Annotated in this window: 17 protein-coding genes; 9 read left to right on the top strand and 8 right to left on the bottom strand. The window is 71.5% G+C overall.

Going from position 1 to position 23,290, the window contains the following annotated elements:
- Positions 1-25: 25 nt before the first annotated feature.
- From ELQ40_RS06580 to ELQ40_RS06555, 6 genes are all read left to right on the top strand, one after another.
- On the top strand, positions 26-1,177 hold the full coding sequence (locus tag ELQ40_RS06580) for an acyltransferase family protein (RefSeq protein WP_127792970.1): 1,152 nt from the start codon (positions 26-28) through the stop codon (positions 1,175-1,177).
- Between the two features lie 114 nt (positions 1,178-1,291).
- Entirely contained in the window at positions 1,292-2,617 is a 1,326-nt protein-coding gene (locus ELQ40_RS06575; protein WP_127792969.1) for a bifunctional o-acetylhomoserine/o-acetylserine sulfhydrylase, read from the top strand.
- Positions 2,618-2,807: 190 nt separating this feature from the next.
- A complete protein-coding gene (locus ELQ40_RS06570) occupies positions 2,808-4,013 on the top strand; it encodes a homoserine O-acetyltransferase (protein ID WP_240665976.1) in 1,206 nt (401 codons plus the stop codon).
- Positions 4,014-4,136: 123 nt separating this feature from the next.
- A complete protein-coding gene (locus ELQ40_RS06565) occupies positions 4,137-5,297 on the top strand; it encodes a sensor histidine kinase (RefSeq protein WP_127792967.1) in 1,161 nt (386 codons plus the stop codon).
- Positions 5,294-6,577, top strand: a complete 1,284-nt coding sequence (locus tag ELQ40_RS06560) for a hypothetical protein (RefSeq protein WP_127792966.1) — start codon at positions 5,294-5,296, stop codon at positions 6,575-6,577. The genes ELQ40_RS06565 and ELQ40_RS06560 overlap by 4 nt, the downstream gene beginning before the upstream one ends.
- On the top strand, positions 6,570-7,220 hold the full coding sequence (locus ELQ40_RS06555) for a response regulator transcription factor (RefSeq protein ID WP_127792965.1): 651 nt from the start codon (positions 6,570-6,572) through the stop codon (positions 7,218-7,220). The genes ELQ40_RS06560 and ELQ40_RS06555 overlap by 8 nt, the downstream gene beginning before the upstream one ends.
- A gap of 70 nt (positions 7,221-7,290) precedes the next feature.
- Here ELQ40_RS06555 and ELQ40_RS06550 read toward each other — a convergent pair whose 3' ends face one another.
- The 4 genes from ELQ40_RS06550 to ELQ40_RS06535 form a co-directional block, all read right to left on the bottom strand.
- On the bottom strand, positions 7,291-8,562 hold the full coding sequence (locus tag ELQ40_RS06550) for an MFS transporter (RefSeq protein ID WP_127792964.1): 1,272 nt from the start codon (positions 8,560-8,562) through the stop codon (positions 7,291-7,293).
- Between the two features lie 66 nt (positions 8,563-8,628).
- On the bottom strand, positions 8,629-8,970 hold the full coding sequence (locus tag ELQ40_RS06545; RefSeq protein WP_127792963.1) for a thiamine-binding protein: 342 nt from the start codon (positions 8,968-8,970) through the stop codon (positions 8,629-8,631).
- A complete protein-coding gene (locus ELQ40_RS06540) occupies positions 8,970-10,274 on the bottom strand; it encodes a glycosyltransferase 87 family protein (RefSeq protein WP_127792962.1) in 1,305 nt (434 codons plus the stop codon). Before ELQ40_RS06540 ends, ELQ40_RS06545 begins: the two co-directional genes overlap by 1 nt.
- Positions 10,275-10,284: 10 nt before the next feature.
- Positions 10,285-11,154, bottom strand: coding sequence for an ADP/ATP-dependent (S)-NAD(P)H-hydrate dehydratase (locus tag ELQ40_RS06535; protein WP_127792961.1), 870 nt, complete (start codon positions 11,152-11,154; stop codon positions 10,285-10,287).
- Positions 11,155-11,221: 67 nt separating this feature from the next.
- Here ELQ40_RS06535 and ELQ40_RS06530 point away from each other — a divergent pair, with 67 nt between their 5' ends.
- Both ELQ40_RS06530 and ELQ40_RS06525 read left to right on the top strand, forming a co-directional pair.
- A complete protein-coding gene (locus ELQ40_RS06530; RefSeq protein ID WP_127792960.1) occupies positions 11,222-11,857 on the top strand; it encodes an HAD family phosphatase in 636 nt (211 codons plus the stop codon).
- Positions 11,854-12,966, top strand: a complete 1,113-nt coding sequence (locus ELQ40_RS06525; RefSeq protein ID WP_127792959.1) for an NADH:flavin oxidoreductase/NADH oxidase — start codon at positions 11,854-11,856, stop codon at positions 12,964-12,966. Before ELQ40_RS06530 ends, ELQ40_RS06525 begins: the two co-directional genes overlap by 4 nt.
- Before the next feature lie 55 nt (positions 12,967-13,021).
- On the opposite strand, the gene ELQ40_RS06520 is transcribed toward ELQ40_RS06525, so the two are convergent.
- From ELQ40_RS06520 to ELQ40_RS06510, 3 genes are all read right to left on the bottom strand, one after another.
- A complete protein-coding gene (locus tag ELQ40_RS06520; protein WP_127792958.1) occupies positions 13,022-14,059 on the bottom strand; it encodes a hemolysin family protein in 1,038 nt (345 codons plus the stop codon).
- Positions 14,056-15,408: a hemolysin family protein gene (locus tag ELQ40_RS06515; RefSeq protein WP_127792957.1), complete on the bottom strand. Its 1,353-nt coding sequence runs from the start codon at positions 15,406-15,408 to the stop codon at positions 14,056-14,058. The genes ELQ40_RS06520 and ELQ40_RS06515 overlap by 4 nt, the downstream gene beginning before the upstream one ends.
- Before the next feature lie 149 nt (positions 15,409-15,557).
- Positions 15,558-16,997: a GuaB1 family IMP dehydrogenase-related protein gene (locus ELQ40_RS06510; protein WP_127792956.1), complete on the bottom strand. Its 1,440-nt coding sequence runs from the start codon at positions 16,995-16,997 to the stop codon at positions 15,558-15,560.
- Between the two features lie 153 nt (positions 16,998-17,150).
- Between ELQ40_RS06510 and ELQ40_RS06505 the strand changes: the two genes are divergently transcribed.
- Complete coding sequence (locus tag ELQ40_RS06505) at positions 17,151-20,924, top strand: multifunctional oxoglutarate decarboxylase/oxoglutarate dehydrogenase thiamine pyrophosphate-binding subunit/dihydrolipoyllysine-residue succinyltransferase subunit (RefSeq protein ID WP_205649444.1); 3,774 nt, start codon at positions 17,151-17,153, stop codon at positions 20,922-20,924.
- 111 nt (positions 20,925-21,035) lie between these two features.
- Here the strand turns inward: ELQ40_RS06505 and ELQ40_RS06500 are convergent, their stop codons facing one another.
- On the bottom strand, positions 21,036-23,228 hold the full coding sequence (locus ELQ40_RS06500; RefSeq protein WP_127792954.1) for an MMPL family transporter: 2,193 nt from the start codon (positions 23,226-23,228) through the stop codon (positions 21,036-21,038).
- Between the last annotated feature and the right edge of the window lie 62 nt (positions 23,229-23,290).

Here is a 23,290-nt window from a genome sequence, read left to right as displayed (position 1 = left end):
CACCGGTACTGGAACAATGGGGTCGATGCAGATCGGCACGGCCTCCCCCAAGACGAAGCGGCGCGTCCCCCTCTGGGACAACGCCAGGTGGATCGCGATCACGCTCGTGGTGATCGGCCACGGCATCCTCCCGCTGATCGCAGAGGACGACGCCGCGTACAGCGTGTACCTGTTCATCTACTCGTTCCACGTGGCCGTGTTCGTCACGGTCGCCGGGTACTTCGCGAAGTCCGGGCCGCCGACGGCGCGTTCGCTCCGACAGGTGCTGACCGACATCGTCTTCCCGTTCTTCATCTTCGAGACGATCTGGACCGTGGTCCGCTGGGCGCTCGGCGGCGAGTTCGCGCTCGACTACACCACCGCGTCCTGGACGCTCTGGTTCCTCATCGCCCTCGCCGCCTGGCGCATCGCGCTGCCGTACCTCGTACTGCTGCGCTACCCGCTGCTCATCGCGATCGCGATCTCGATCCTCGCCGGGTACACCGAGACGATCGACTCGACGCTCGCGATGAGCCGCACGTTCGGCATGTTCCCGTTCTTCGTCTTCGGGTGGCGGCTCCGGCAATGGCAGGTCACCGGGCGCTGGCTCGACCTCCGCCCCGCGGTGGTCTGGCGCTGGCGCGCCGGCGCCATCGCCGTGTTCGCGGTGCTGCTGGCGGTGATGCCCGCGGCCATCGACATGTGGCGCGACCTCAAGCTGCGCCGCTTCATGCTGTACGACGAGTCGTACCAGGCGATCGGGTACGACGAGCCGTGGTCGGGGGCGATCCGGCTCGGCCTGCTCCTGCTCGCGATGGCGCTCGCGGTCGCCTTCCTCATGCTGATGCCGCGACGCCCGACGTGGTTCACCTCCTTCGGCGCCGCGACGATGTACATCTACCTGCTGCACAGCTTCGTGCTGTTCCCGTTCCGCGAGACCGGGGTGCTCGACGGCGCGCAGCCGTTCTGGGTGCTCCCGGCGATGATCGCGTTCTGCGTCGGCATCTCCGTGGTGCTCTCGCTGAAACCCGTGCGACGCGTCTTCCGGCCGCTGGTCGAACCGCGCGCGAGATGGCTGTTCCGACCCGACCCCGCGACGCCGACGGGCACGATCGTGCTCCCGCCCGACGCGTTGCCGCCGCTTCCCCCGGCGCACCCGGGTCCACCCTCTGGCGGCGGGGACCGCCCCGCGCGGTGACGCTCCGCGACACATCCTTACGTTGCGTGTCCGGCCCGATTGCCGCCCCGACCGGGGGAACGTACCGTGGACGCCATGCCGGGGCGACCCGACCGGCCTGTTGAAGGAGACCCCATGACCGAGCCCACCGCCGATTGGCGCTTCGAGACCAAGCAGGTCCACTCCGGTGCCGCACCCGACCCCGTGACGAAGGCGCGCGCGACGCCGCTCTACCAGACGACCTCGTACGTGTTCGACAGCGCGGACCACGCGAAGAACCTCTTCGCCCTCGCCGAGTTCGGCAACATCTACACGCGCATCCAGAACCCGACGCAGGCGGTCGTCGAGGAGCGCCTCGCGGCGCTCGAGGGCGGCACCGGCGCGCTCCTCGTGGCATCCGGCCAGGCCGCGGAGACCTTTGCGGTGCTGAACATCGCCCAGGCGGGCGACCACATCGTCTCGTCGAGCTCGATCTACGGCGGCACGTACAACCTCTTCAAGTACACGCTCGCGAAGCTCGGCATCGAGACCACCTTCGTCGAGAACCAGGACGACGCCGACGAGTGGCGCCGGGCCGTGCGCCCCAACACGAAGCTGTTCTTCGCCGAGACCATCGGCAACCCGAAGATCAACGTGCTCGACATCGCGCTGGTCTCCGACGTCGCGCACGCCGCCGGCCTGCCGCTCATCGTCGACAACACGATCGCGACGCCTTACCTGATCCGCCCGTTCGAGCACGGCGCCGACATCGTCGTCCACTCGGCGACGAAGTTCCTCGGCGGCCACGGCACGGTCGTCGGCGGCGTCATCGTCGACGGCGGCCGCTTCCCGTGGTCGGAGCGCGTCGACCGGTTCCCCGGCCTGACCGAACCCGACCCCTCGTACCACGGCGCGAGCTACACGAACGCGGTCGGCGACGGCCTGGCCTACGTCATCAAGGCGCGCGTCCAGTTGCTTCGCGACCTCGGCGCCGCGATCGCGCCCGCGAACGCGTGGCAGCTCATCCAGGGCATCGAGACGCTGTCGCTGCGCATCGAGCGTCACGTGCAGAACGCGCAGGAGATCGCGGAGTGGCTCGACGACCACCCCGATGTCGCGCACGTCAACTACTCGGGCCTCCCCTCGAGCCCGTGGTACGCGGCCGCCAACCGGTACGCGCCGAAGGGCGTCGGAGCGGTGCTCTCGTTCGAGCTCAAGGGCGGCGTCGACGCCGGCCGTGCGCTCGTCGACAACCTGTCGCTGTTCTCGCACCTCGCGAACATCGGCGACGTTCGCTCGCTCGTCATCCACCCGGCGTCCACGACCCACTCGCAGCTGACGCCCGAGCAGCAGCTCACGACGGGCGTCACGCCCGGCCTCGTGCGCCTCTCGATCGGCATCGAGCACGTCGACGACCTGAAGGCCGACCTCGAGGCCGGTTTCGCGGCCGCACGTGCGGCGACCGAGGCGGCTCGCGTCTAGGGCGCCCCTGCCGACGTCACGGAGACGAACGGATGCCGCGAGCCGCTGGCCCGCGGCATCCGTCGTGTCCGACGGCATCCGCGAGCATCCCGGTGCACCCGCGCGCGGTCCGTCGGAGCCGCGGTCCGTCGGAGCCGCGGCCCGTCGTAACAATGCGCGGATGCCACCGCCGCTCCGGGAGAATCGGAGGGTGGATTGGCAGCAGCGAGCGGAGACGGCGCCCACCCCCGTCGTGGCGGGCCCGCCGCCGACGCTCGCGCCCAACCGGGCGCCGGTGACCGGAGCGTGGCGCGAGGGCGACCCGGCCGGCGACCGCAGGTTCGTGCGAGTCGGCGACCTCCGGCTCGAAGACGGCGGCATGCTCCCCGACGTGCGCGTCGCGTACGAGACCTGGGGCGAACTCTCCCCCGCCGGCGACAACGCCGTGCTCGTGCTGCACGCGCTCACCGGCGACAGCCACGTCGTCGGCGCAGCGGGCGACGGGCACGCGACCGCCGGATGGTGGCCCGGCGTCGTCGGTCCCGGGCTCGCGATCGACACCGACCGCTGGTTCGTCGTCGCACCCAACGTGCTCGGCGGCTGCCAGGGCACGACCGGCCCCGCATCCCTCGCACCGGACCTCGCCGAATGGGGGCCGAGGTTCCCCTTCGTCACCATCCGCGACCAGGTCGCCGCCCAGATCGCGTTCGCCGACGCGCTCGGCATCGAACGGTTCGCCGCGGTGATCGGCGGCTCCATGGGCGCGATGCACGTGCTCGAATGGGCGATCACGGTGCCGGACCGCGTCGCCCGCATCGCCGTGCTCGCCGCGCCGGCCGCCACCACCGCCGACCAGATCGCGCACAACTCCATGCAGCTCGAGGCGGTTCGCGCGGACACGGCGTTCCGCGGCGGCGCCTACTACGACGCCGAGGACGGCGAGGGACCGACCCGAGGACTCGCCCTCGCGCGTCGCCTCGCGATGCTCAACTACCGCACGTCGACCGAGTTCGACGCCCGGTTCGCGCGGAGCTGGCAGTCCGACCTCGACCCGCTCGGCGGCGGCGGACGGTTCGCGGTCGAGTCCTACCTCGACTTCCACGGCAACCGGTTCACCCGGCGGTTCGACGCGAACAGCTACCTTGTGCTCACCGAGGCGATGAACTCGCACGACGTCGGCCGGGGGCGGGGCGGCGTCGCCGACGCGCTAGCCGCCATCGAGGCGACGAGCCTCGTGCTCGGCATCGACACCGACCGCTACTTCCCCCTCGAGGGACAGCGCGAGATCGCCGCGGGCATGCCCCGGAGCATCCACGGCCCGGAACCCGTGATCGTGTCGTCCGAGTTCGGGCACGACGCCTTCCTCGTGGAGGTGGACGCGGTCGGGCGCGCGCTGCGCGACCTGCTCGACGCGTGACCGCACCGGGTCCGACCACGCAGTCGCTCCGGACGCACTCCCCCGGTTCGGCGGGCGCGACGCGGTACGCTCGACCCAGGACGGGGCCGTCGGGCACCTGCCGCGCGCCGTGAGGGGGTCGGAGTGAAGCGCATCCGCAAGGAACGCGACCGCCTGCTCCGGCGGGTCGCCCGCGTCGCCGGGCTCACCGGAACCGTCGCGACACTCGCCTGCCTGTCGGTCCCCGGCACGATGGCCGGATGGCCGCACCTGATCGCACTGGCTCTCACCGCGGCCGCCGGGTCGCTGGTCTGGTTCGCCACGGACCGCGACTCGGTCGCGCTGCAACTCGGCGTCGTTCCGGCGAGCGCCATCGCCGCGGTCGTGGTCGCCGCCGCTCCGGGCAGCGACCCGATCGCCCTCGTCGCGATCGCCACGTCGACCGGGATCACCTCGGCGTCCGTGGCCATCCCGCTGGTCGTGCGACGCAACGGCCGCCTGCTCGTTACAGGCCTCGCGGTGGCCATGCTCGGAGTGGTGGTGGCGATGAGCACCGTCTTCGGCGAACCGGGCCCGGTCGCGACGCTCTCGGTGTGCGCCGGCTGGCTCGTCGCCGCATCGCTCGGGGTCTGGCTCGACCGTGCGATCACGCGAACGGGTGAGCGCATCGCGGAGGTCGGTCGGGCCCACGAGGCCGAGCGGCTCGCGAGCGAACGCGAAGCGCAGCAGCGGCAGGACGCGCGGGTGCTGCACGACACGGTCCTCGCGACGCTCAGCCTGCTGGCCCACTCCGGCGTGGGCGTCGGCCCCGCCGCCCTGCGGCATCAGGCGGGCGACGACGCGCGCCTGCTGCGCCTGCTGCGCCTCGGTGCCCCGCTCGACTCCGGCGCCGACGCGCTCTTCTCCCCCGACAACGGCGACGACGAACTCGGAACCACGTTCGAATCCGTGCGCCAGCGGTTCTCCCGCATGGGACTCGACGTCAACTGGCACGGTGCCGGCCAGCTCGCCCTGCCGCGCGACACGCTCGACGCCCTGCTCGGGGCGCTCGGCGAATGCCTCGAGAACGTCCGCAGGCACTCCGGGGTGAACGAGGCCGATGTGACCGTGACCGACGACGAGCAGACCGTGCGCGCGATGGTCTCCGACGCCGGTGCCGGGTTCGCGCCCGACTCGGTGGACCCGGCCAGGCTCGGGTTCGCGGAGTCGGTGGTCGGGCGGCTCCACGCCGTCGGAGGGCGGGCCCGGGTCTTCTCGTCGCCGGGCGCCGGCACGACGGTCATGCTGGAGGTGCCGAAGCCATGACCGGAGGGTTCGACGAATCGACGGTGACCAGCGGCCGGGAGCGCAACTTCCGGCGTCCGACGAGGTCGGCGCGGGTCGCCGGCGACGTGCACGGCGCGCACGGCGGCACGCGGCTCGCAGCCGGCGTCACCGTCGCGGCCGGTGTGCTCGTGGCCGCGCATCTGGTGCACGCGGTCGTCCTCGTGCCCTACTTCCCGCCGGGCCTCGGTCCGTGGCCGGCGTGGATCGCGTTGGCCGTCGTCGTGGCCGCCGGCGCGGCATCCGTCTTCGCCATGTCGCGACGCGTCCCGGACTGGCTGCTCGCGGCGATGGTCGCCGGCCTCGCGGTGCCGGTCACGCTCGACGTGATCGCGACCGCCGGTTCCCTGTCGGCCGGGGTGACTCCCACGGCGGCCGTCGCGGCCGCGGCGGCCCTGATGCCGATCGTCGCATTGCGCAGCACGAACCCGCCGTTGATCGCCGCGATCGCGATCGGCGTCGTGCTCGCCGCCGAGGCGCTCGTGCAGCTTCCTGCGGCCGGTCGCGGAACCGTGCAGGGCCTCGCCGTCGCCGCCGCTGCGGTGCTGCCCGTCGCGCTCGTCACCGTCGCGGTGCGCGGGTTCCGACGGCTCGTCCGACGCGAGGTCGACCTCTCCCTGGTGCAGTCGACGGTCTCGACGCCGCGTTCGGCGGTCGGCATGCGCGCGTCGGAGGAACTGGCGCAGCTCGACTTCGACGCGGAGTCCCTACTCGAGGACGTCGGCACGGGACGTATCGCCATCCCGCTGCCGCCCGACAAGGCCGAACTCGCCGGGGCGCTGGCCGCCCGACTCCGGATCCGGCTCATCGAGGGCCGAACCGACACCTGGCTCCGCCATGCGGTGATCGAATCGGCGTACCTCTCGGGGCGCGTCGAGGTCGTGGACCCGACGGGCCTGGCCGGCAAGCTGTCGGCCGGACAGCGCGAGGGCCTCCTCTTCGCGCTCTGGCTCATCGTCGGCGAGCAGTCGCGTCGCCAGCTCGCGCATGCGGTCGTGACGGTCGAGGCGCACGACGACCTCGACTTCGACGAGGACACCTTCGACGACCTGCGGGTCCGGATCGACGTGTCCGGTGTCGCCGCGCGGCAGGTCGACACGGCGGCGTGGGAAGCAGTCGGTAGTGTCGGAACGCACCACGCCACGACGGGCATGAATCGATTCCGCATCGACATCACGTGCCGCCCCGAGAGCCCGACCCGCCCGACCGCCGCCGTCCTGCCCGATCCGGGCATCAGAACCAGGGGAGCGCAGAATGCCTGACCCAACAACGTCGATCCGCCTCGCGATCGTCGACGACCACCGCATGCTCCTCGGCGCGCTGAGCGAGTGGCTGCGCACCGCCGCACCCGACATCGAGGTCGTCGCGGCGGTCCCCTCGTGGTCCGAACTCCTCGCGCACCGCGAGTTCCCGGTCGACGTCGTGCTCCTGGACCTCGACCTCAAGGACAACATCCCGGTCTCGCTCAAGCTCTCGATGCTGAAGTCGGCGGACGTGCAGACCATGCTCATCAGCACCTACTCCGAGCCGGCGGTGGTCCGCGAGGCGCTGTCGGCCGGCGCACTCGGCTACCTGCCGAAGTCGGAGCCCGTGGAGACGATCGTCGAGGCGATCCGCGCCGCGAGCGTCGGCGACACGTTCCTGACGTCCGAACTCGAGGCGACGCTCGACGAGGACGGCGGGATGCCGAAGCTCTCGGCGCAGGAGCGACGCGTGATGGCGTTGTACGGCGCGGGCCAGCCGGTGAAGGCCGTCGCGTTCCAGCTCGGCATCTCCGAGGAGACGGCGAAGAGCTACCTCAAGCGCATCCGCGAGAAGTACCGCGTCGCGGGGTACGACGTCGGCACGAAGGTCGCACTGCGCAAGCGCGCGATCGCGGACGGCATCCTGCTGCAGAGCGACTGAGCGGCATGGGGATGCAGCGCGGCCGCTGCACCGCACCGCGTCACGCGACCCGGCAGCGGATCCGGCCCGATCAGTCGATCGCCGGCGTCGCCCCCGTCGCGTACGGCAGCGCGGCGCCGCGCTTCGCCTGGGCTCGCTGCAGCCCGAAGCTGGCGAGGGCGAGCGCGATGCCGGCGACGGTCATCAGCAGGCCGACCCACACGGGGGCCACGTAGCCGAGTCCGGCGGCGATCACCATGCCGCCGAGCAGCGCACCGAGGCTGTTGCCGACATTGAGGGCCGAGTGGTTGAGCGCAGCGGCGATCGACTGGCTGTCGCGGGCGACGTCCATGAGCCGTGCCTGGATCGTGGGAGAGAGCGCCGACGACGCCCCGCCGACGAGGAAGAGCCCCGTGAACAGGCCGACCGGGTTCGAGGCGGTGCATCCGAGGAGCACGAGCGCGGCGGCGAGCACGGCGAAGAACAGGTACATCGATCGGCGGACGCTCCAGTCCGCCAGGCGGCCGCCGACGAGGTTGCCGATCGTCATGCCGAGGCCGACGACGATGAGCGCGACGGGCACGAGTCCGGGTGCGAGGCCGGTGACGTCGGTCGCGAGCGGCGCGACGTAGGTGTACACGGCGAAGAGCCCGCCGAATCCGATCGCGCCGATCGCGAGGGCGAACGACACCTGCGCGCGGGTGAATGCGCGCAGCTCCCGGCCCATCGTCGCTGCCGGATCGCCCGGCTGCCAGGGCACGGCGATCGCCACGGCGACGAACGTGACGACGAAGATCATCGCGACCGCGAGGTACGCGATCCGCCAGCCCGAGAGTTGCCCGAGCCAGGTGATGGCAGGGACGCCGACCACGTTCGCGATCGTGAGGCCCGAGAGCACGAGTGCGACCCCGCGGGCGCGCTTGCCCGGCCCCATGAGCCCGGCCGCGACCAGCGAGGCGATGCCGAAGTAGGCCCCGTGCGGCACTGCGGCCACGAACCGCGCGACGAGCACGAGTTCGAACGTCGGCAGCAGCGCCGAGGCGACGGTGCCGAGCGCGAAGGCCGTCAGCAGGGCGAGCAGGAGCCGCTTGCGCGGCCAGCGGGCCGCCGCCGCGGCGATCGTGGGGGCGCCGACCACGACGCCCGCCGCATAGGCGGTGATGATCCATCCGGCCTTCGCGTTGGCGTCCTCCGGGCTCGCCGCGTAGAGGCCGGGCAGCAGGTCGGCGGCGATGTTCGGCAGCAGGCCCATCGCGACGAACTCGGTGGCTCCGATGCCGAAGCCGCCGAGGGCGAGCGCGAGGAGCGCGAAACGGATGCGGGCCGGCGACAGTGTCGCCGGCCCGTCTGCACTGAGGGTCACCCGTCGATCATGCCACGGATCGAATCGATTCGACAGTCGACGGATGCCGCGCCGGGGCGGGATCGGTCAGGCGTCGGATGCCTCGACCCCAGTCTCGCCGGTCGCCGCACCGTCGATCGCCGCCTCGAGGCGTTCGACCTTCGCATCGATCTCGCCGGCGTACCCGGGCCGGATGTCGGCCTTAAGCACGAGCGACACCCGCGACCCGTACTCCCCGACGGCCTCGGTCGCCCGGCGGACGACGTCGAACACCTCGTCCCACTCGCCCTCGATCTCGGTGAACATCGACGTCGTCCGGTTCGGCAGGCCCGAGTCGCGCACGATCTGCACGGCCGCGGCGACGGCGTCGTGGACGGAGCCGTCCGCCCGGCCGTTGCCGCTCGGGGCGACGGAGAATGCGACGAGCATCATGCCTCCTCGGCGCGTGCCGTCGCGATCGGCGAGTCGATCGCCGGAGGTCCGGTGCGCCGCGATCCAGCCTGCCACAGCGTGCGGACGCCCCAGGCCGCGATCACCGCGAGCAGGGCCGCCTTGAGCGTGAGCACGAGTACGAACGCGGGATCCGCGGCCAGCAGCCAGCCGTACCAGTAGGGGTAGATCACCTGGGTGGTCGCGGCGACCAGCGCGGCGAGCAGGGCGGGCAGCAGGAACCGGCGCCGATCCGTCGCGAGACCCAGCACGACCGGAGCCGCGAGCCAGGTCGCGAACTGCGGCGAGCCGACCTTGTTCGCCAGCATCAGCACGACGACGAGGGTCAGCGCGAGCGGGGCGAGCACCCGCAGCACGGCAGCGCCGCGGCGGACCGCGCGCACGCCGACGAGCACCGCCCCGATCGCCGCCAGCGCCATCACCGGCGTCGTCAGCGACGACACCACCTCGACCCCCGGCCCGGAGATCTGGTACGTCAGGATGTCACGGTCGTACCCGATCGACGACTCCCCCGAACCGGCGACGATCGACCACAGCCAGAAGACGCCGATCGGCGCCTCGACCTGCAGGCCCCGCCCCGTCTGCTCGCCGATGAAGCCGAAGACGTTGAGCCCCGACCCGGCGACCAGGCTGACGCCCACGATCCCCGTGCTGAGGGCCACGGCGACCATGACCGCCTCCATCCGGCGACGGTGCGCGACGACGAGCGCCGCGAGCAGTGCCGCCGGCCACACCTTGATCCACGTCGCGATCGTCAAGAGGGCCGCAGCGACCCGCGGTCGCCCGAACGCGAACAGCATCCCGACCAGCGCGATCGGCACCGTCACCGCGTCGATCCGGCCGAGCGCGATCGGGCCGAGCAGCAGCAGGAACGCGAGCCACCACCAGGCCGCGATGCGGCGGGTCCGGGAGAGCGCCGCGCCGCCGAGCAGGATGGCGAACGCGACCGCGTCGAGCACCGAGACGAGTCCGAGCCAGGTCTCCGGGTACCACGCCGGACCGAACGCGAGCGCCACGGCCATCGGCGCGAACGCGAGGATCGGGTAGACCCAGGCACTGTCGATGCCCATGCGCAGCCAGCCGTTCGCCGCCTGCTGCGCCCACTGCAGGTAGACGGCCTCGACGTCGCCCAACGGCCACCCCTGGCCGTGCAGGTTGAGCAGGACCAGCGTCGCGTGCACGGCGAGGAACGCCACCCACAGCGCGAGTCGGCCCCCGACGATTCGGCGTGCCATCGAGGGCCGCGGCCGGGCGGATGCCGCTCCGTCAGGCCCGACCGTCATGCAGGCGAGCCTACTCGCCGTCGAGGTCGGGAAGCATCGCGCCGATGACCCGCGGAACCTCCTGCGCGAGGTCGAGCGCCGTGATCGGACCGCCCTCGACGTCGTCGCTCGCGAGCCGCGCGGCGGCACCGTGGACGTACACCGCGGTCGCGGCGAGCCGGGTGAGGGCCGAGGCATCCGTCGCGAGGGTCTCGTGGTGCGTCGCAGCGAGCGCCCCCAGGATCCCGGCGAGCACGTCGCCGGTTCCCGCGGTCGCGAGCTGGTGCGTCGCGGCGGCGATCGCGAACCGGGCGCCCTCGGGGTCGCAGACGTGGGTCGTCGAGCCCTTGAGCACCACTGCGACGCCGAACTCGTGCGCGGCGCGCTCGGCCCAGGTCGCCGGATCCGCGCGGACGTCGGCGACGTCGAGGTCCACCTCGACCTCGCGCTGCACGAGCAGCCGTGCGAGCTCACCGGCGTGCGGCGTGATCGCGGTCGGCCCCGAGTGCGTGCCGACCAGGTCGAGGGCTCCGGCGTCGAGCACGATCGGCAGACCCGACGAGAGCTCGTGCTGGAGGTCGCCCGACCGCAGGAACGTGCGATGCGACGAGTCGAGGCCCGAGCCGAGCACCCAGGCCTGCACCCGACCGGGTTGCACGACAACCTCCGGGCGCCGCTGCAGCACCGCGGCTGCGACCGCCTTGGGCCCGATGTACCGCACCATGCCGACGCCGGTGCGGTACGCGGCCTCGACGCCGAGCACGGCGGCTCCCGGATACTCGACCGACCCGGTCATGAACCCGACCACCCCACGACGGTACTTGTCGTCGTCCGCATCGGGCCGACGGATCCACTCCGTCGCCTCGGCCGCGCCCCACGCCCCCCAGCCAGGTTGCTCCATAGCTCAACGATAGGCCCCAACCCCGCGGATGACGCCGGTCGTGTCCGCCGGCGTTAGCCTGAACCGGATGTCTCCCACAGCACCCTCACCCATCAGCCTCGCCCCGTGCGTCGTCGTCTTCGACTACGGCGAGGTCATCTCCCGGTCGCCGTCCGAGGCCGACCGCGATGCGCTCGTCGATCGAGCGGCGGTCGACTCCGACCGGTTCTGGCCCGCCTACTGGCGGCACCGTCAGGATCTCGACCAGGGCACGGCCTCGATCGCCGAGTACTGGCGCCGGGTCGGCTCGGAGGTCGGCGCCCAGTGGTCGGAGGTCGACGTCCACGAGCTCTGGGCGCTCGACCACCGCAGCTGGCTGAGCGTCGACCCGGGCACCCTCGCCGTGCTGCACGCCCTGCGCGACGGCGGCACCCGCCTCGCCCTGCTCTCGAACGCCGGCGCCGACTTCGGCGGGTGGCTGCGGCACGGCTCGTTCGCCCCGCTCTTCGAGCAGGTGTTCGTCAGCGGAGAGCTCGGACTGGTGAAGCCCGACGCCCCGATCTACGAGCGGGTCATCGCCGACCTCGGCATCACGCCGGATCGGTTCGTGTTCGTCGACAACAAGGCCGAGAACGTGGAGGGGGCGATCGCGGTCGGGGGCACGGGGCACGTGTTCACCGACGCCGACGCGCTCGAGGCGTGGCTTCGGGAGCTCGCCGCATGAACGCGCCCGCCGCCGGTCCGGCGCTGTTCCGGCCCATCACCATCCGCGGGCTCGAGATCCGCAATCGCGTGTGGGTGCCGCCGCTGTGCCAGTACTCGGTGACCGCCCTCGACGGCGTGCCGACCGACTGGCACCTCGTGCACCTCGGCTCGATGGCCGCGGGCGGTGCCGGGCTGGTCATGGCCGAGGCGACCGCCGTGAATCCGGTCGGGCGCATCTCCGACCACGACACCGGGATCTGGAACGACGACCAGGTCCGCGCCTGGTCGCGCATCACCGCGTTCATCCGCTCGCAGGGCGCGGCCTCGGGCATCCAGCTCGCACATGCCGGCCGCAAGGCGTCGGTCTGGCAGGAGCACCTCAGGCTGCCGGGCTCGCAGCCCGTCGAGGAGGGCGGCTGGCGCACGGTCTCCGCGTCGGCCGTGGCCTTCGAGGGCCTGCGCGAACCGGTCGCGCTCGACGAGGCGGGCATCCTCGGGGTCGTCGAGGACTTCCGCGCTGCCGGGCGGCGTGCGGTCGAGGCCGGGTTCGACGTCGTCGAGGTCCACGCCGCCCACGGCTACCTGATCCACCAGTTCCTCTCGCCGCTGTCGAACCGGCGGGACGACGAGTGGGGCGGGTCGCTCGAGAACCGGGCGCGGCTGCTGCTCGAGGTCATCCGCGCCGTCCGCGACGAGGTCGGCGAGCGGATGCCCGTCTTCGTCCGGTTCTCGGCGACCGACTGGGTCGACGGCGGGTGGGACGAGGTGCAGACCGCCGTCGTGGCCCGGTGGGCCCAGGCGGCTGGAGCGGACTTCTTCGACATCTCGACCGGCGGGCTCGTGGCGAACGCGCCGATCCCGGTCGGCCCCGGCTACCAGGTGCCGCACGCGATCGCGGTCGGTGAGCTCGGCGAGGTCGAGGTCTCCGCGGTCGGCCGCATCACGACCCCCGAGCACGCCGAACGCATCGTGGCCTCGGGCGATGCCGACGCCGTGATGCTCGGCAAGGCGATGATGCGCGACCCGCACTTCGCGCTGCGCGCGGCGTTCGAACTCGGCGCCGACCGGTCGCTCTGGCCGCCGCAGTACCGCCGCGCCCGCCCGGACCTCAACGACGGCGAGTGGTGAACCGCGGGCGCCGGACGACTCCGGCGCCCGCGGCGCTGACCGTGGTCGAGCCGGCTCAGACCCGCCTGGTGGCGTCCTGCACTTCGCCGACGAGCTCTTCGATGATGTCCTCGAGGAAGATCACGCCCGTGGTGCCGCCGTCCTCGTCGAACGCCCTGGCGACGTGGGTGCCGAGTCGACGCATCGTGGCGAGCGCGTCCTCCAGCTCGGTGTGCGCGAAGATCGAGACGAGCCGGCGCACGCGCTTCGCGGGCAGCGGGTCGTCGAACTCGTCGTCGTCGAGGTCGATGACGTCCTTGAGGTGCACGTATCCGTCGGGTTCGCCGTCGGCGCCGACGAGCACGTAGCGCGAGAAGCCGTGCCGCGCCACCGCGCGTTCGACGTCCGCGGGCGTGGCGCCGGGCGGCAGGCTGACGAGCTCCGACATCGGCACAGCGACGTCGTCGACCCGCTTCGTCGTGAACTCGAACGCGGCCGACAGGGTGCCGCTCGAGTCCTCGAGCACGCCCTCGCGGCGCGACTGGTCGACGATGGTCTGCACCTCCTCGAGCGTGAACGTCGACGAGGCCTCGTTCTTGGGCTCGACGCCGAACAGCCGCAGGATGCCGTTCGCGGTCGCGTTCAGCGCCACGATCGCGAAGCGGAACACGCGCGCGACCCACACGAGCGGGGGCGCGAGCAGCAGCACGGCCTTGTCAGGGAGCGAGAACGACAGGTTCTTCGGGATCATCTCGCCGAACACGACGTGCAGGTAGCTCACGAGCACCAGCGCGATGATGAACGCGATCGTGCCGATGACCTCCTCCGACCAGCCGGTGAGGTGCAGCGGGATCTCCAGCAGGTGGTGGATCGCCGGCTCCGACACGTTCAGGATCAGCAGCGAGCAGATCGTGATGCCGAGCTGGCTCATCGCCAGCATCAGCGTGGCGTGCTCCATGGCCCAGAGCGCGGTCTTCGCCCGTCGGCTGCCGCGCTCGGCGAGGGGCTCGATCTGCGAGCGGCGCGCCGAGATGACGGCGAACTCGGCGCCGACGAAGAACGCGTTGACGATCAGCAGCACCACGAGCCAGACGATGCCCATCCAGTCGCTCATCGGTCGCCTCCGTTCCGGTCGGCCGCGTCGGTCCGGGCATCCTCGGCACCCTCGGGGAGCGGATCCGGGATGAACCGGAGCCGGTCGATGCGGCGTCCGTCGAGTCGCTGCACGACCAGGCGCCCGCCCTCGATCGGCACCTCGTCATCGATCTCGGCGAGCCGGCCGAGCGAGCTGGTGACGAAGCCGGCGACGGTCTCGTAGTCGCCGTCCTCCGGCACCCGGATCGCCGTGCGATCGAGCAGTTCGTCGGGACGGAGGATGCCGGGAAAGCTCACGTGGTCGCCGCGCCGGACGATGCCGGCGCGGGTGCGGTCGTGTTCGTCCGCGACCTCGCCGACGAGTTCCTCGACCAGGTCCTCGAGGGTCGCGACGCCGGCGGTCCCGCCGTACTCGTCCAGCACGACGGCCATCTGGAAGCCGCGTCCGCGGAGCTCCTCGAGCAGGGTGTCGAGCGGCACCGTCTCAGGCACCCGGACGACCGCGGACTGCAGCGCCGACGCCGGCACCTCCGCGCGCCGGTCGCGGGGCACGGCGATCGCCTGCTTGACGTGCACGACGCCGACGATGTCGTCGAGGTTCTCGTCGTACACCGGGAACCTCGAGTAGCCGGTCTGGCGCGCGAGCTCGAGCACGGCCTCGGCCGACTCCTCGCGCTGGACGGCGGCCAGGCGCGGCCGGGGCGTCATCACGTCGGTCGCGTCGTGGTCGGCGAACCGGAGGGTCCGCCCGAGCAGGGTCGCGGTGTCCTGTTCGAGCACGCCTGCGCTGGCCGACCGCCGGACGAGCGACGACAGCTCCTCGGCGGACCGGGCACCCGACAGCTCCTCCTTCGGCTCGATGCCGAGCGACCGGATGATGGCGTTCGCGCTGCCGTTGAGCACGGCGATCGCGGGCCGGAACACCCACGTGAAGGCGGTCTGGAAGGGCACGACGACGATCGCGGTCTGCCGGGGCAGCGCGAGTGCGAAGTTCTTCGGCACCAGCTCGCCGATCACCATCGAGAGCAGGGTGGCGACGACGACGGCGACCGTCGTCCCGACGACGGGGACGACCGCCTCCGGGATGCCGATCGAGGCGAGCGGACCGCGCAGCAGCGACGAGATCGCCGGTTCCATCGTGTAGCCCGTGAGGAGCGTGGTGAGCGTGATGCCCAGCTGCGCGCTCGAGAGGTGCGTCGAGGTGATCTTCAGCGCGGCGATGGTCATCCCGAGCCGGGTCTCGCCTCGCGCGCGACGCGCCTCGAGGTCGGCGCGATCGAGATTGACCAGCGCGAACTCACTGGCGACGAACAAGCCCGTGCCGATCGTGAGCAGGAGGCCGATGGCGAGCAGGATCCACTCAGACATCCGGACCTCCCCGATCGATCACGGGCGAGGGTCTATGGGCAGTCGGACTCGCAGAGGGAGGATCATCCATGGTCGCGTCAGTATATCGGAGGCGTTCCGTGCGATCGCCGCGTGTGCGCGACGACGGGCCGGCCCCGCACGGACCGCGCTCACCAGCTGACCGGCAGCGCCTTGCCCTCCTCGTATCCGGCCGCGGACTGGATGCCGACCAGCGCGCGCTCCCGGAACTCGGCGAGCGTGCGGGCCCCGGCATACGTCGCCGAGCTGCGCACCCCCGACAGGATCATGTCGAGCAGGTCCTCGATCGAGGGCCGGAGCGGGTCGAGGTAGATCGAGGAGCTCGAGATGCCCTCGGCGAACAGTTCGCGGCGGGCGAGCTCGTAGGGCGAGAGGCGGTCGAAGCGCTCGCGGACGGCCTTGGTCGACGCCATGCCCCAGCTCTCCTTGAAGAGCCGGCCGGACTCGTCGCGGCGCAGTCTCCCCGGGGCCTCGATCGTTCCGGCGAACCACGATCCGATCATGACGGCGGATGCCCCCGCCGCCAGCGCGAGCGCGACGTCGCGCGGATACCGGACCCCGCCGTCGGCCCAGACGTGCGCGCCGAGCTCCCGCGCCGCGTCGGCCGTCTCGAGCACGGCCGAGAACTGCGGCCGGCCGACGGCCGTCATCATGCGGGTGGTGCACATCGCCCCAGGACCGACGCCGACCTTGAGGATGTCCGCTCCCGCGTCGACGAGGTCGGCGACCGCAGCCGCGGTGACGATGTTGCCCGCCGCGATGCGCAGCCCCAGGTCGAGGTCCCGCACGGTGCGGATCGCGCGCACCATCCCCTCCTGGTGTCCGTGCGCCGTGTCGACGACGAGGAGGTCGACGCCGGCGTCGGCGAGCGCACGGGCCTTGGCCGCGACGTCGCCGTTGATGCCCACCGCCGCCGCGACGCGGAGCCGGCCCGCCGCGTCCACGTTCGGGCGGTAGATCGTGCCGCGCAGTGCGCTGCGACGGCTGAGGGTGCCTACGACCTTCCCGTGCCGCAGCACGGGGGCGAACTCGAGCCCGGCGTCGACCATCAGGTCGAACGCGCGGCGCGAGTCCTCGACGTCCTCCGCCTCGAGCGCCGGGATGCCCGCATGGACGAGATCCCCGAGCCGTGCGTCCGGCAACGCGCTCGCGAGCCGCTCGGCGGCGATGCAACCCGCGTACGCATTGCCTTCGTCCTCGAGCACGATCCCGTGTCCGGGCGAGGGCGGCAGCAGTTCGAGCGCGTCGGCGGCCGTCTGGTCCGGATGCAGCGCGACGGGCGAGTCGAACACGGCCGACTGGGCCTTCACCGACCGGATCGCCGCGTCGAGGTCCTGCAGGTGCATGTCCTGCGGGAGCACCGCGATTCCACCCCTCCTGGCCAGTGATGCCGCCAGTCTCGGGCCCGTCACGGAGTTCATGTTCGAGGCGACCAGCGGCACGGTGGCACCCGACCCGTCGCCGGAGTCGAGCGCGACGTCGAGCCGGCTCGCGACCCCCGAGCGGCTGGGCACGAGGAACACGTCGGAGTAGGTCAGGTCGTGCGTGGGCGTCGTCCGGTAGAACTCCATGCCCCCAACGCTACCCGCGCCGCCCGTCGGCGCGGTCGAGGCGGCCCTCGACGGGGTTTAGGCTGGTGGGGGCGATCGCGCCGTGCTCAGGCAGGGACGACCGCCCGGATGAGAGCACATCCAGACATCGATGGAGAGAGTGGGCGGAAGGCTGTGTCGAGCCAATTGACCGGGTCGGGTTCCGAAGAGAAGACGGCCGCGGAGTTCGGAGCCAATGAATGGCTCGTGGACGAGATGTACGAGAAGTTCCTCGTCGACCCCGCCTCCGTCGACCGGACCTGGTGGCCGGTGCTCGAGCGGTACCGCGCGCAGAAGGCCGGCACGCCCACCGAGTCCGACGGCACGGCCCCGCAGCCCGCCGCTGCGACCGAAGCAGCTCCGGACACCGAGACCGCTTCGGCGCCCGCAGCCGAGGCGGCGCCGGCACCCTCCGCTCCGGTGTCCGCACCGATCACGGCCCCGGTGCCCGTCCTCGGCCAGGCTCCCGCGGCGCGCACCACCTCGGTCGCGCCCCGCACGGCCCCGGTCCCCGCCGACGTCCCGGTCACCAGCCCGAACTCCGTCGTCGAGGAACCCGACGCCGACGAGGTCGTCACGCTCAAGGGCATGCCGAAGGCCCTCGCCGCGAACATGGACGCCTCGCTCACCGTCCCGACTGCGACGAGCGTGCGCACGGTTCCCGCGAAGCTCATGATCGACAACCGGATCGTGATCAACAACCACCTCCGCCGCACGCGCGGCGGCAAGATCAGCTTCACGCACCTCATCGGCTGGGCGCTCATCCAGGCCCTCAAGGAGTTCCCCAGCCAGAACGTCTTCTACTCCGAGGTCGACGGCAAGCCGAGCCTCGTCAAGCCCGCGCACATCGGCCTCGGGATCGCGATCGACATCCCGAAGCCCGACGGCACGCGCGCCCTCCTCGTGCCCGCGATCAAGCGCGCCGAGACGATGACCTTCAACGAGTACCTCGCCGCCTACGAGGACCTGGTGTCGCGTGCACGCCAGAACAAGCTCAAGGCCGACGACTTCCAGGGCGCCACCATCTCGCTCACCAACCCGGGCGGCATCGGCACCGTCCACTCGGTCCCGCGCCTCATGAAGGGGCAGGGCTGCATCATCGGCGCCGGCGCCCTCGAGTACCCGGCCGAGTTCCAGGGCTCGAGCGAGAAGACGCTCGCGAACCTCGCCATCGGCAAGACCATCACGCTCACCTCGACCTACGACCACCGCGTGATCCAGGGCGCCGGTTCGGGAGAGTTCCTGAAGAAGGTGCACGAGCTGCTCATCGGGCAGCGCGACTTCTACGAGGACATCTTCGCCGCGCTGCGCCTGCCGTACGAGCCGATCCGGTGGGCACCCGACATCTCGGTCGACATCGCCAGCGCGATCGACAAGACGGCGCGCGTGCAGGAGCTCATCAACTCGTTCCGCGTCCGCGGCCACATGATGGCCGACATCGACCCGCTCGAGTACGTCCAGCGCTCGCACCCCGACCTCGACATCTCGAGCCACGGCCTCACGTTCTGGGACCTCGACCGCGAGTTCGTCACCGGCGGGTTCGGCGAGACCCGCACCGCGCTGCTGCGCGACATCCTCGGCATCCTGCGCGACTCGTACTGCCGCACGATCGGCATCGAGTACATGCACATCCAGGACCCGGTGCAGCGCCAGTGGATCCAGCAGCAGGTCGAGCGCAAGTACGAGAAGCCGACCCACGACGAGCAGATGCGCATCCTCGGCAAGCTCAACGAGGCCGAGGCGTTCGAGACCTTCCTGCAGACGAAGTACGTCGGGCAGAAGCGGTTCAGTCTCGAGGGCGGCGAGTCCGTCATCGCGCTGCTCGACGAGATCCTCCAGGGCGCCGCCAAGGAGGGCCTCGACGAGGTCGCCATCGGCATGGCCCACCGTGGTCGACTCAACGTCCTGACCAACATCGCGGGCAAGACCTACGGACAGGTGTTCCGCGAGTTCGAGGGCACCGCGTCGGGCCACGGCTCGGGCGACGTGAAGTACCACCTCGGCACCCGCGGCACCTTCACCGCCGACGACGGCGCGCAGGTGCCGGTCTCGCTCGCCGCCAACCCGTCGCACCTCGAGGCCGTCGACGGCGTACTCGAGGGCATCGTCCGCGCCAAGCAGGACCGCAAGCCCATCGGCACGTTCTCGACCCTGCCGATCATCATCCACGGCGACGCGGCGATGGCCGGACAGGGCGTGGTCGTCGAGACCATGCAGATGTCGCAGCTGCGCGGGTACCGCACCGGCGGCACCATCCACGTGAACATCAACAACCAGGTCGGATTCACGACGGTTCCCGGCGACGCCCGCTCGTCGATCTACTCGACCGACGTGGCGAAGACGATCCAGGCCCCGATCTTCCACGTCAACGGCGACGACCCCGAGGCCGTCGTCCGCGTCGCGGAGCTCGCGTTCCGCTACCGCCAGGAGTTCAACCGCGACGTGGTGATCGACCTCGTCTGCTACCGCCGCCGCGGGCACAACGAGGGCGATGACCCGTCGATGACGCAGCCGCTCATGTACAACCTGATCGAGGCGAAGCGGTCGGTGCGCAAGCTCTACACCGAGGCGCTCGTCGGCCGCGGCGACATCACCGAGGCCGAGTACGAGGAGGCGCACCGCGACTTCCAGGACCGCATGGAGCGCGCCTTCGCCGAGACGCACGCCGCGCAGACCGGCTCCATCCCCGTGGTCGGCGCAACCGCGGCCGGCGGCGAGACCGACGGCGGCGAGCAGCCGGCGACCGGCGAGCTCGAGACGACCGGCGTCTCGCTCGAGGTCGTGCACGCGATCGGCGACGCCTTCGACAACAAGCCGGCCGGGTTCACGGTGCACCCGAAGATCCAGCAGCTGCTGAACAAGCGCGTCGACATGAGCCGCAACGGCAAGATCGACTGGGGCTTCGGCGAGTTGCTGGCCCTCGGTTCGCTCCTCATCGAGGGCACTCCGGTGCGCTTCGCCGGGCAGGATGCCCGCCGCGGCACCTTCGTCCAGCGCCACGCGGTGCTGCACGACCGCGTGAACGGCCAGGAGTGGCTGCCGCTGCAGAACCTGTCGGAGAACCAGGCCCGGTTCTGGATCTACGACTCGCTCCTCAGCGAGTATGCCGCGATGGGCTTCGAGTACGGCTACTCGGTCGAGCGGGCCGACGCGCTCGTCGCGTGGGAGGCGCAGTTCGGCGACTTCACGAACGGCGCGCAGACCATCATCGACGAGTTCATCGCCTCGGCCGAGATGAAGTGGGGCCAGCGCTCGAGCGTGGTGCTCCTGCTCCCCCACGGGTACGAAGGCCAGGGGCCCGACCACTCGAGCGCGCGCATCGAGCGGTTCCTCCAGCTGTCGGCCGAGAGCAACATGACCGTGGCCCGGCCGTCGACACCGGCGTCGTACTTCCACCTGCTCCGCCGCCAGGCTTATGCGCGCCCGCGCCGTCCGCTGGTGGTGTTCACGCCGAAGGCGATGCTGCGCCTGCGCGGCGCGACCAGCGAGGTCGAGGACTTCACGAACGGCCGGTTCGAGCCGATCCTCGACGACTCGCGGATCACCGACAAGGCCGCGGTGAAGCGCGTGGTCTTCCTCTCGGGCAAGCTCTACTACGACCTCCTCGCCGAGCTCGAGAAGCACCCGAACCCCGAGATCGCCCTGGTCCGGCTCGAGCAGCTGTACCCGCTGCCCGAGGTCGAGCTGAAGGCGATCGCGGACTCCTACCCGAACGCCGAGTTCACCTGGGCGCAGGACGAGCCCGAGAACCAGGGCGCGTGGCCGTTCTTCATCTTCGAGACCAACAAGCTCGGTCCGCGCGAGGTCAAGGTGTTCTCGCGTCCGGCCTCGGCGTCGCCTGCGACGGGTTCGTCGAAGCGCCACGCCGCCGAGCAGCAGGACCTGGTCCAGCGCGCACTGACGCTCTGACCCTCGCCTCCTGACGACAGAGAGCGGATGCCCCGGTCGGGGCATCCGCTCTCGTCGTTTCGCGTTGCGGCGAGTCGGTCGCGTGGCCGGCTCGCCGATACGACGGCACGCTCAGCGCGCGCCGCGCGCGAGCTTGGACGGCTGCCAGATCACCCGGCCGAGGTCGTACGACAGCGCCGGCACCAGCAGCGTGCGCACGAGGAACGTGTCGAGCAGCACGCCGAACGCGACGATGAACGAGATCTGCACGAGGAAGAGGATGGGCAGCACGCCGAGCGCGGCGAAGGTCGCGGCGAGCACCAGCCCGGCCGACGTGATCACGCCGCCGGTCAGCCGAAGGCCTCGGACGATGCCCGCCCGCGTGCCGTGGGCGACGGACTCCTCGCGCACGCGCGTCATGAGGAAGATGTTGTAGTCCACCCCGAGCGCGACGAGGAACACGAAGGCGAACAACGGCACCGACGGATCGGCCCCGGGGAAGCCGAAGATCCCGTTGAAGACCCATGCGGAGACGCCGAGCGCTGCTGCGAAGCTCAGCACGACGCTCGCGATGAGCAGCAGCGGAGCGACGATGCTGCGCAGCAGCAGCATGAGGATCACCAGGATCGCGGCGAGCACCAGCGGGATGATGAGCGCGCGGTCGGCGAGGGATGCGTCGATCGTGTCGAGTGCGACGGCGGTGGATCCGCCGACGAGCACGTCCTCGCCGACCTCGTCGAGCGCGACTCTGAGCTGCTCGACGGTCGCCTCGGCCTCGAGGGAATCGGCCGGGTCGTCGAGCGTCGCCTGCAGCAGCACCTCACCGTCGACCACGGTCGGTTCGGGTGCCGGCGTGCCGGGCGGGCCGAACGCCTGGATGCCGTCCTCGGTGACCGCGGCCTGGCCGGCCGGCGAGTCCTCGGCGAGCACCGTGACCGTGTCGACGCCGTCGGTCGCGAGCGCGATGTCGGCCATCGCCTGCAGGTCCGCCTCCGGGCCGACGATCACTGCGGGCGTACCGGATCCGGCCGGGAAGTGCTCGCCCAGCAGTTCCTGGCCGTCGCGCGCCTGCGACGTGCCCAGCACGAACTCGCTGGTCGGCACGCCGTCCGCCTTGAGCTGCGGCAGGCCGAGGCACATCGCCGCGAGCACGAGGGTCGCGGCGATCCAGACGGTGCGCGGCCGTCGCGCGACGAGTCGGCCGACGGCGGCCCACAGCCCGCGACCCTGCGTCGGGTCGTCGCCGATCGCCGCGGCGCCGGTGCGCGTCTCGCCGACGCGGATGCGCCGCGGCCAGAACGCGACGCGTCCGGCCCACAGCAGCAGGGCCGGCAGCAGGGTGAGCGCGGCGAGGAGCGAGCAGGCGATGCCGATCGCGGCGACGGGTCCGAGGATCTTGTTGCTGGTCAGCTCGCTCGCGAGGAGGATCAGCAGGCCCACGATCACCGTGCCGCCAGAGGCGACGATGGGTTCCCATGCGCCCTTGAGCGCGGCCCAGGTGGCATCCCATCGTCGTTCGTGGACGGTGAGCGCCTCCTGGTAGCGCGCGAGGTACAGCAGGGCGTAGTCGGTGGCCGCGCCGATGACGAGGATGAACAGGATGCCCTGGGTCTGGCCGGAGATCGGCAGGATGTCGGCCGCCGCGAGCGAGACGACGATGAGCACCGACGCGCACAGGGCGGTGAGGCTCGTGAGGAGCACGAGGATCGGCAGCAGCGGCGAGCGGTAGACGACGATCAGGATCAGGAAGACGGCGAGGAGCGCGACGGCGAGAAGGAGTCCGTCGATGCCGCTGAACGCGCCGGCGAGGTCCGCGGTGAAGCCCGCGGGTCCCGTGACTGCGGATTCGGCGCCCTCGATCGGGTGCTCCTCGAGCACGTCGCGGATCTCGGCGACGACCTCGTTCGACGGGGTCGCGTCGTCGCCGGTGGCGATGGACGCCACGAACTGGGCCGCCTCGCCGTCCTCGCTCGGGATCACCGGCGAGCTCTCGTCGGCAACCACGCCGTCGACGGCGAGCACGGATTCGCGCAGGTCGTCGATCGCGGTGGTCTGCGCGTCGTCGAGCGTCGAATCCGACGCGACCACCACGATCGCGGGAATGAGGTCGGCGTCGCGGAACTCGGCCTGGAGCTCGTTGACCTCGGTGGCCTCGGCCGACGCCGGCAGGAACTGCGCCTGGTCGTTCACGACGACGTCGGACAGCCGTCCGAACGACGCTCCGCCGAGTCCGAAGACGGCGAGCCAGACGAGGATCAGGACGGCGGGGATGGCGGCGCGGAGCCAGCGGGGCGCAGCGCCCGCTGCGGTCGATCGATCGGTCACGTCCGAATGCTAACCGAGTTAGCGATCGTGTCGCCAATCCACGCCGACCGGCGGGCCGACGA

This window comes from Agromyces sp. LHK192 (genome assembly GCF_004006235.1).
Taxonomy (GTDB): domain Bacteria; phylum Actinomycetota; class Actinomycetes; order Actinomycetales; family Microbacteriaceae; genus Agromyces.
Note: the sequence above shows the minus strand (reverse complement) of the source record. Positions and strands in the feature narration are given on the sequence as shown.

Excerpts from the sequence above, each read along its gene's own strand:
- ELQ40_RS06580 (WP_127792970.1), top strand. The coding sequence starts at position 26 with ATGCAGATCGGCACGGCCTCCCCCAAGACGAAGCGGCGCGTCCCCCTC.
- ELQ40_RS06575 (WP_127792969.1), top strand. The coding sequence starts at position 1,292 with ATGACCGAGCCCACCGCCGATTGGCGCTTCGAGACCAAGCAGGTCCAC.
- ELQ40_RS06560 (WP_127792966.1), top strand. The coding sequence starts at position 5,294 with ATGACCGGAGGGTTCGACGAATCGACGGTGACCAGCGGCCGGGAGCGC.
- ELQ40_RS06555 (WP_127792965.1), top strand. The coding sequence starts at position 6,570 with ATGCCTGACCCAACAACGTCGATCCGCCTCGCGATCGTCGACGACCAC.
- ELQ40_RS06545 (WP_127792963.1), bottom strand. The coding sequence starts at position 8,970 with ATGCTCGTCGCATTCTCCGTCGCCCCGAGCGGCAACGGCCGGGCGGAC.
- ELQ40_RS06540 (WP_127792962.1), bottom strand. The coding sequence starts at position 10,274 with ATGACGGTCGGGCCTGACGGAGCGGCATCCGCCCGGCCGCGGCCCTCG.
- ELQ40_RS06535 (WP_127792961.1), bottom strand. The coding sequence starts at position 11,154 with ATGGAGCAACCTGGCTGGGGGGCGTGGGGCGCGGCCGAGGCGACGGAG.
- ELQ40_RS06530 (WP_127792960.1), top strand. The coding sequence starts at position 11,222 with ATGTCTCCCACAGCACCCTCACCCATCAGCCTCGCCCCGTGCGTCGTC.
- ELQ40_RS06525 (WP_127792959.1), top strand. The coding sequence starts at position 11,854 with ATGAACGCGCCCGCCGCCGGTCCGGCGCTGTTCCGGCCCATCACCATC.
- ELQ40_RS06520 (WP_127792958.1), bottom strand. The coding sequence starts at position 14,059 with ATGAGCGACTGGATGGGCATCGTCTGGCTCGTGGTGCTGCTGATCGTC.
- ELQ40_RS06515 (WP_127792957.1), bottom strand. The coding sequence starts at position 15,408 with ATGTCTGAGTGGATCCTGCTCGCCATCGGCCTCCTGCTCACGATCGGC.
- ELQ40_RS06510 (WP_127792956.1), bottom strand. The coding sequence starts at position 16,997 with ATGGAGTTCTACCGGACGACGCCCACGCACGACCTGACCTACTCCGAC.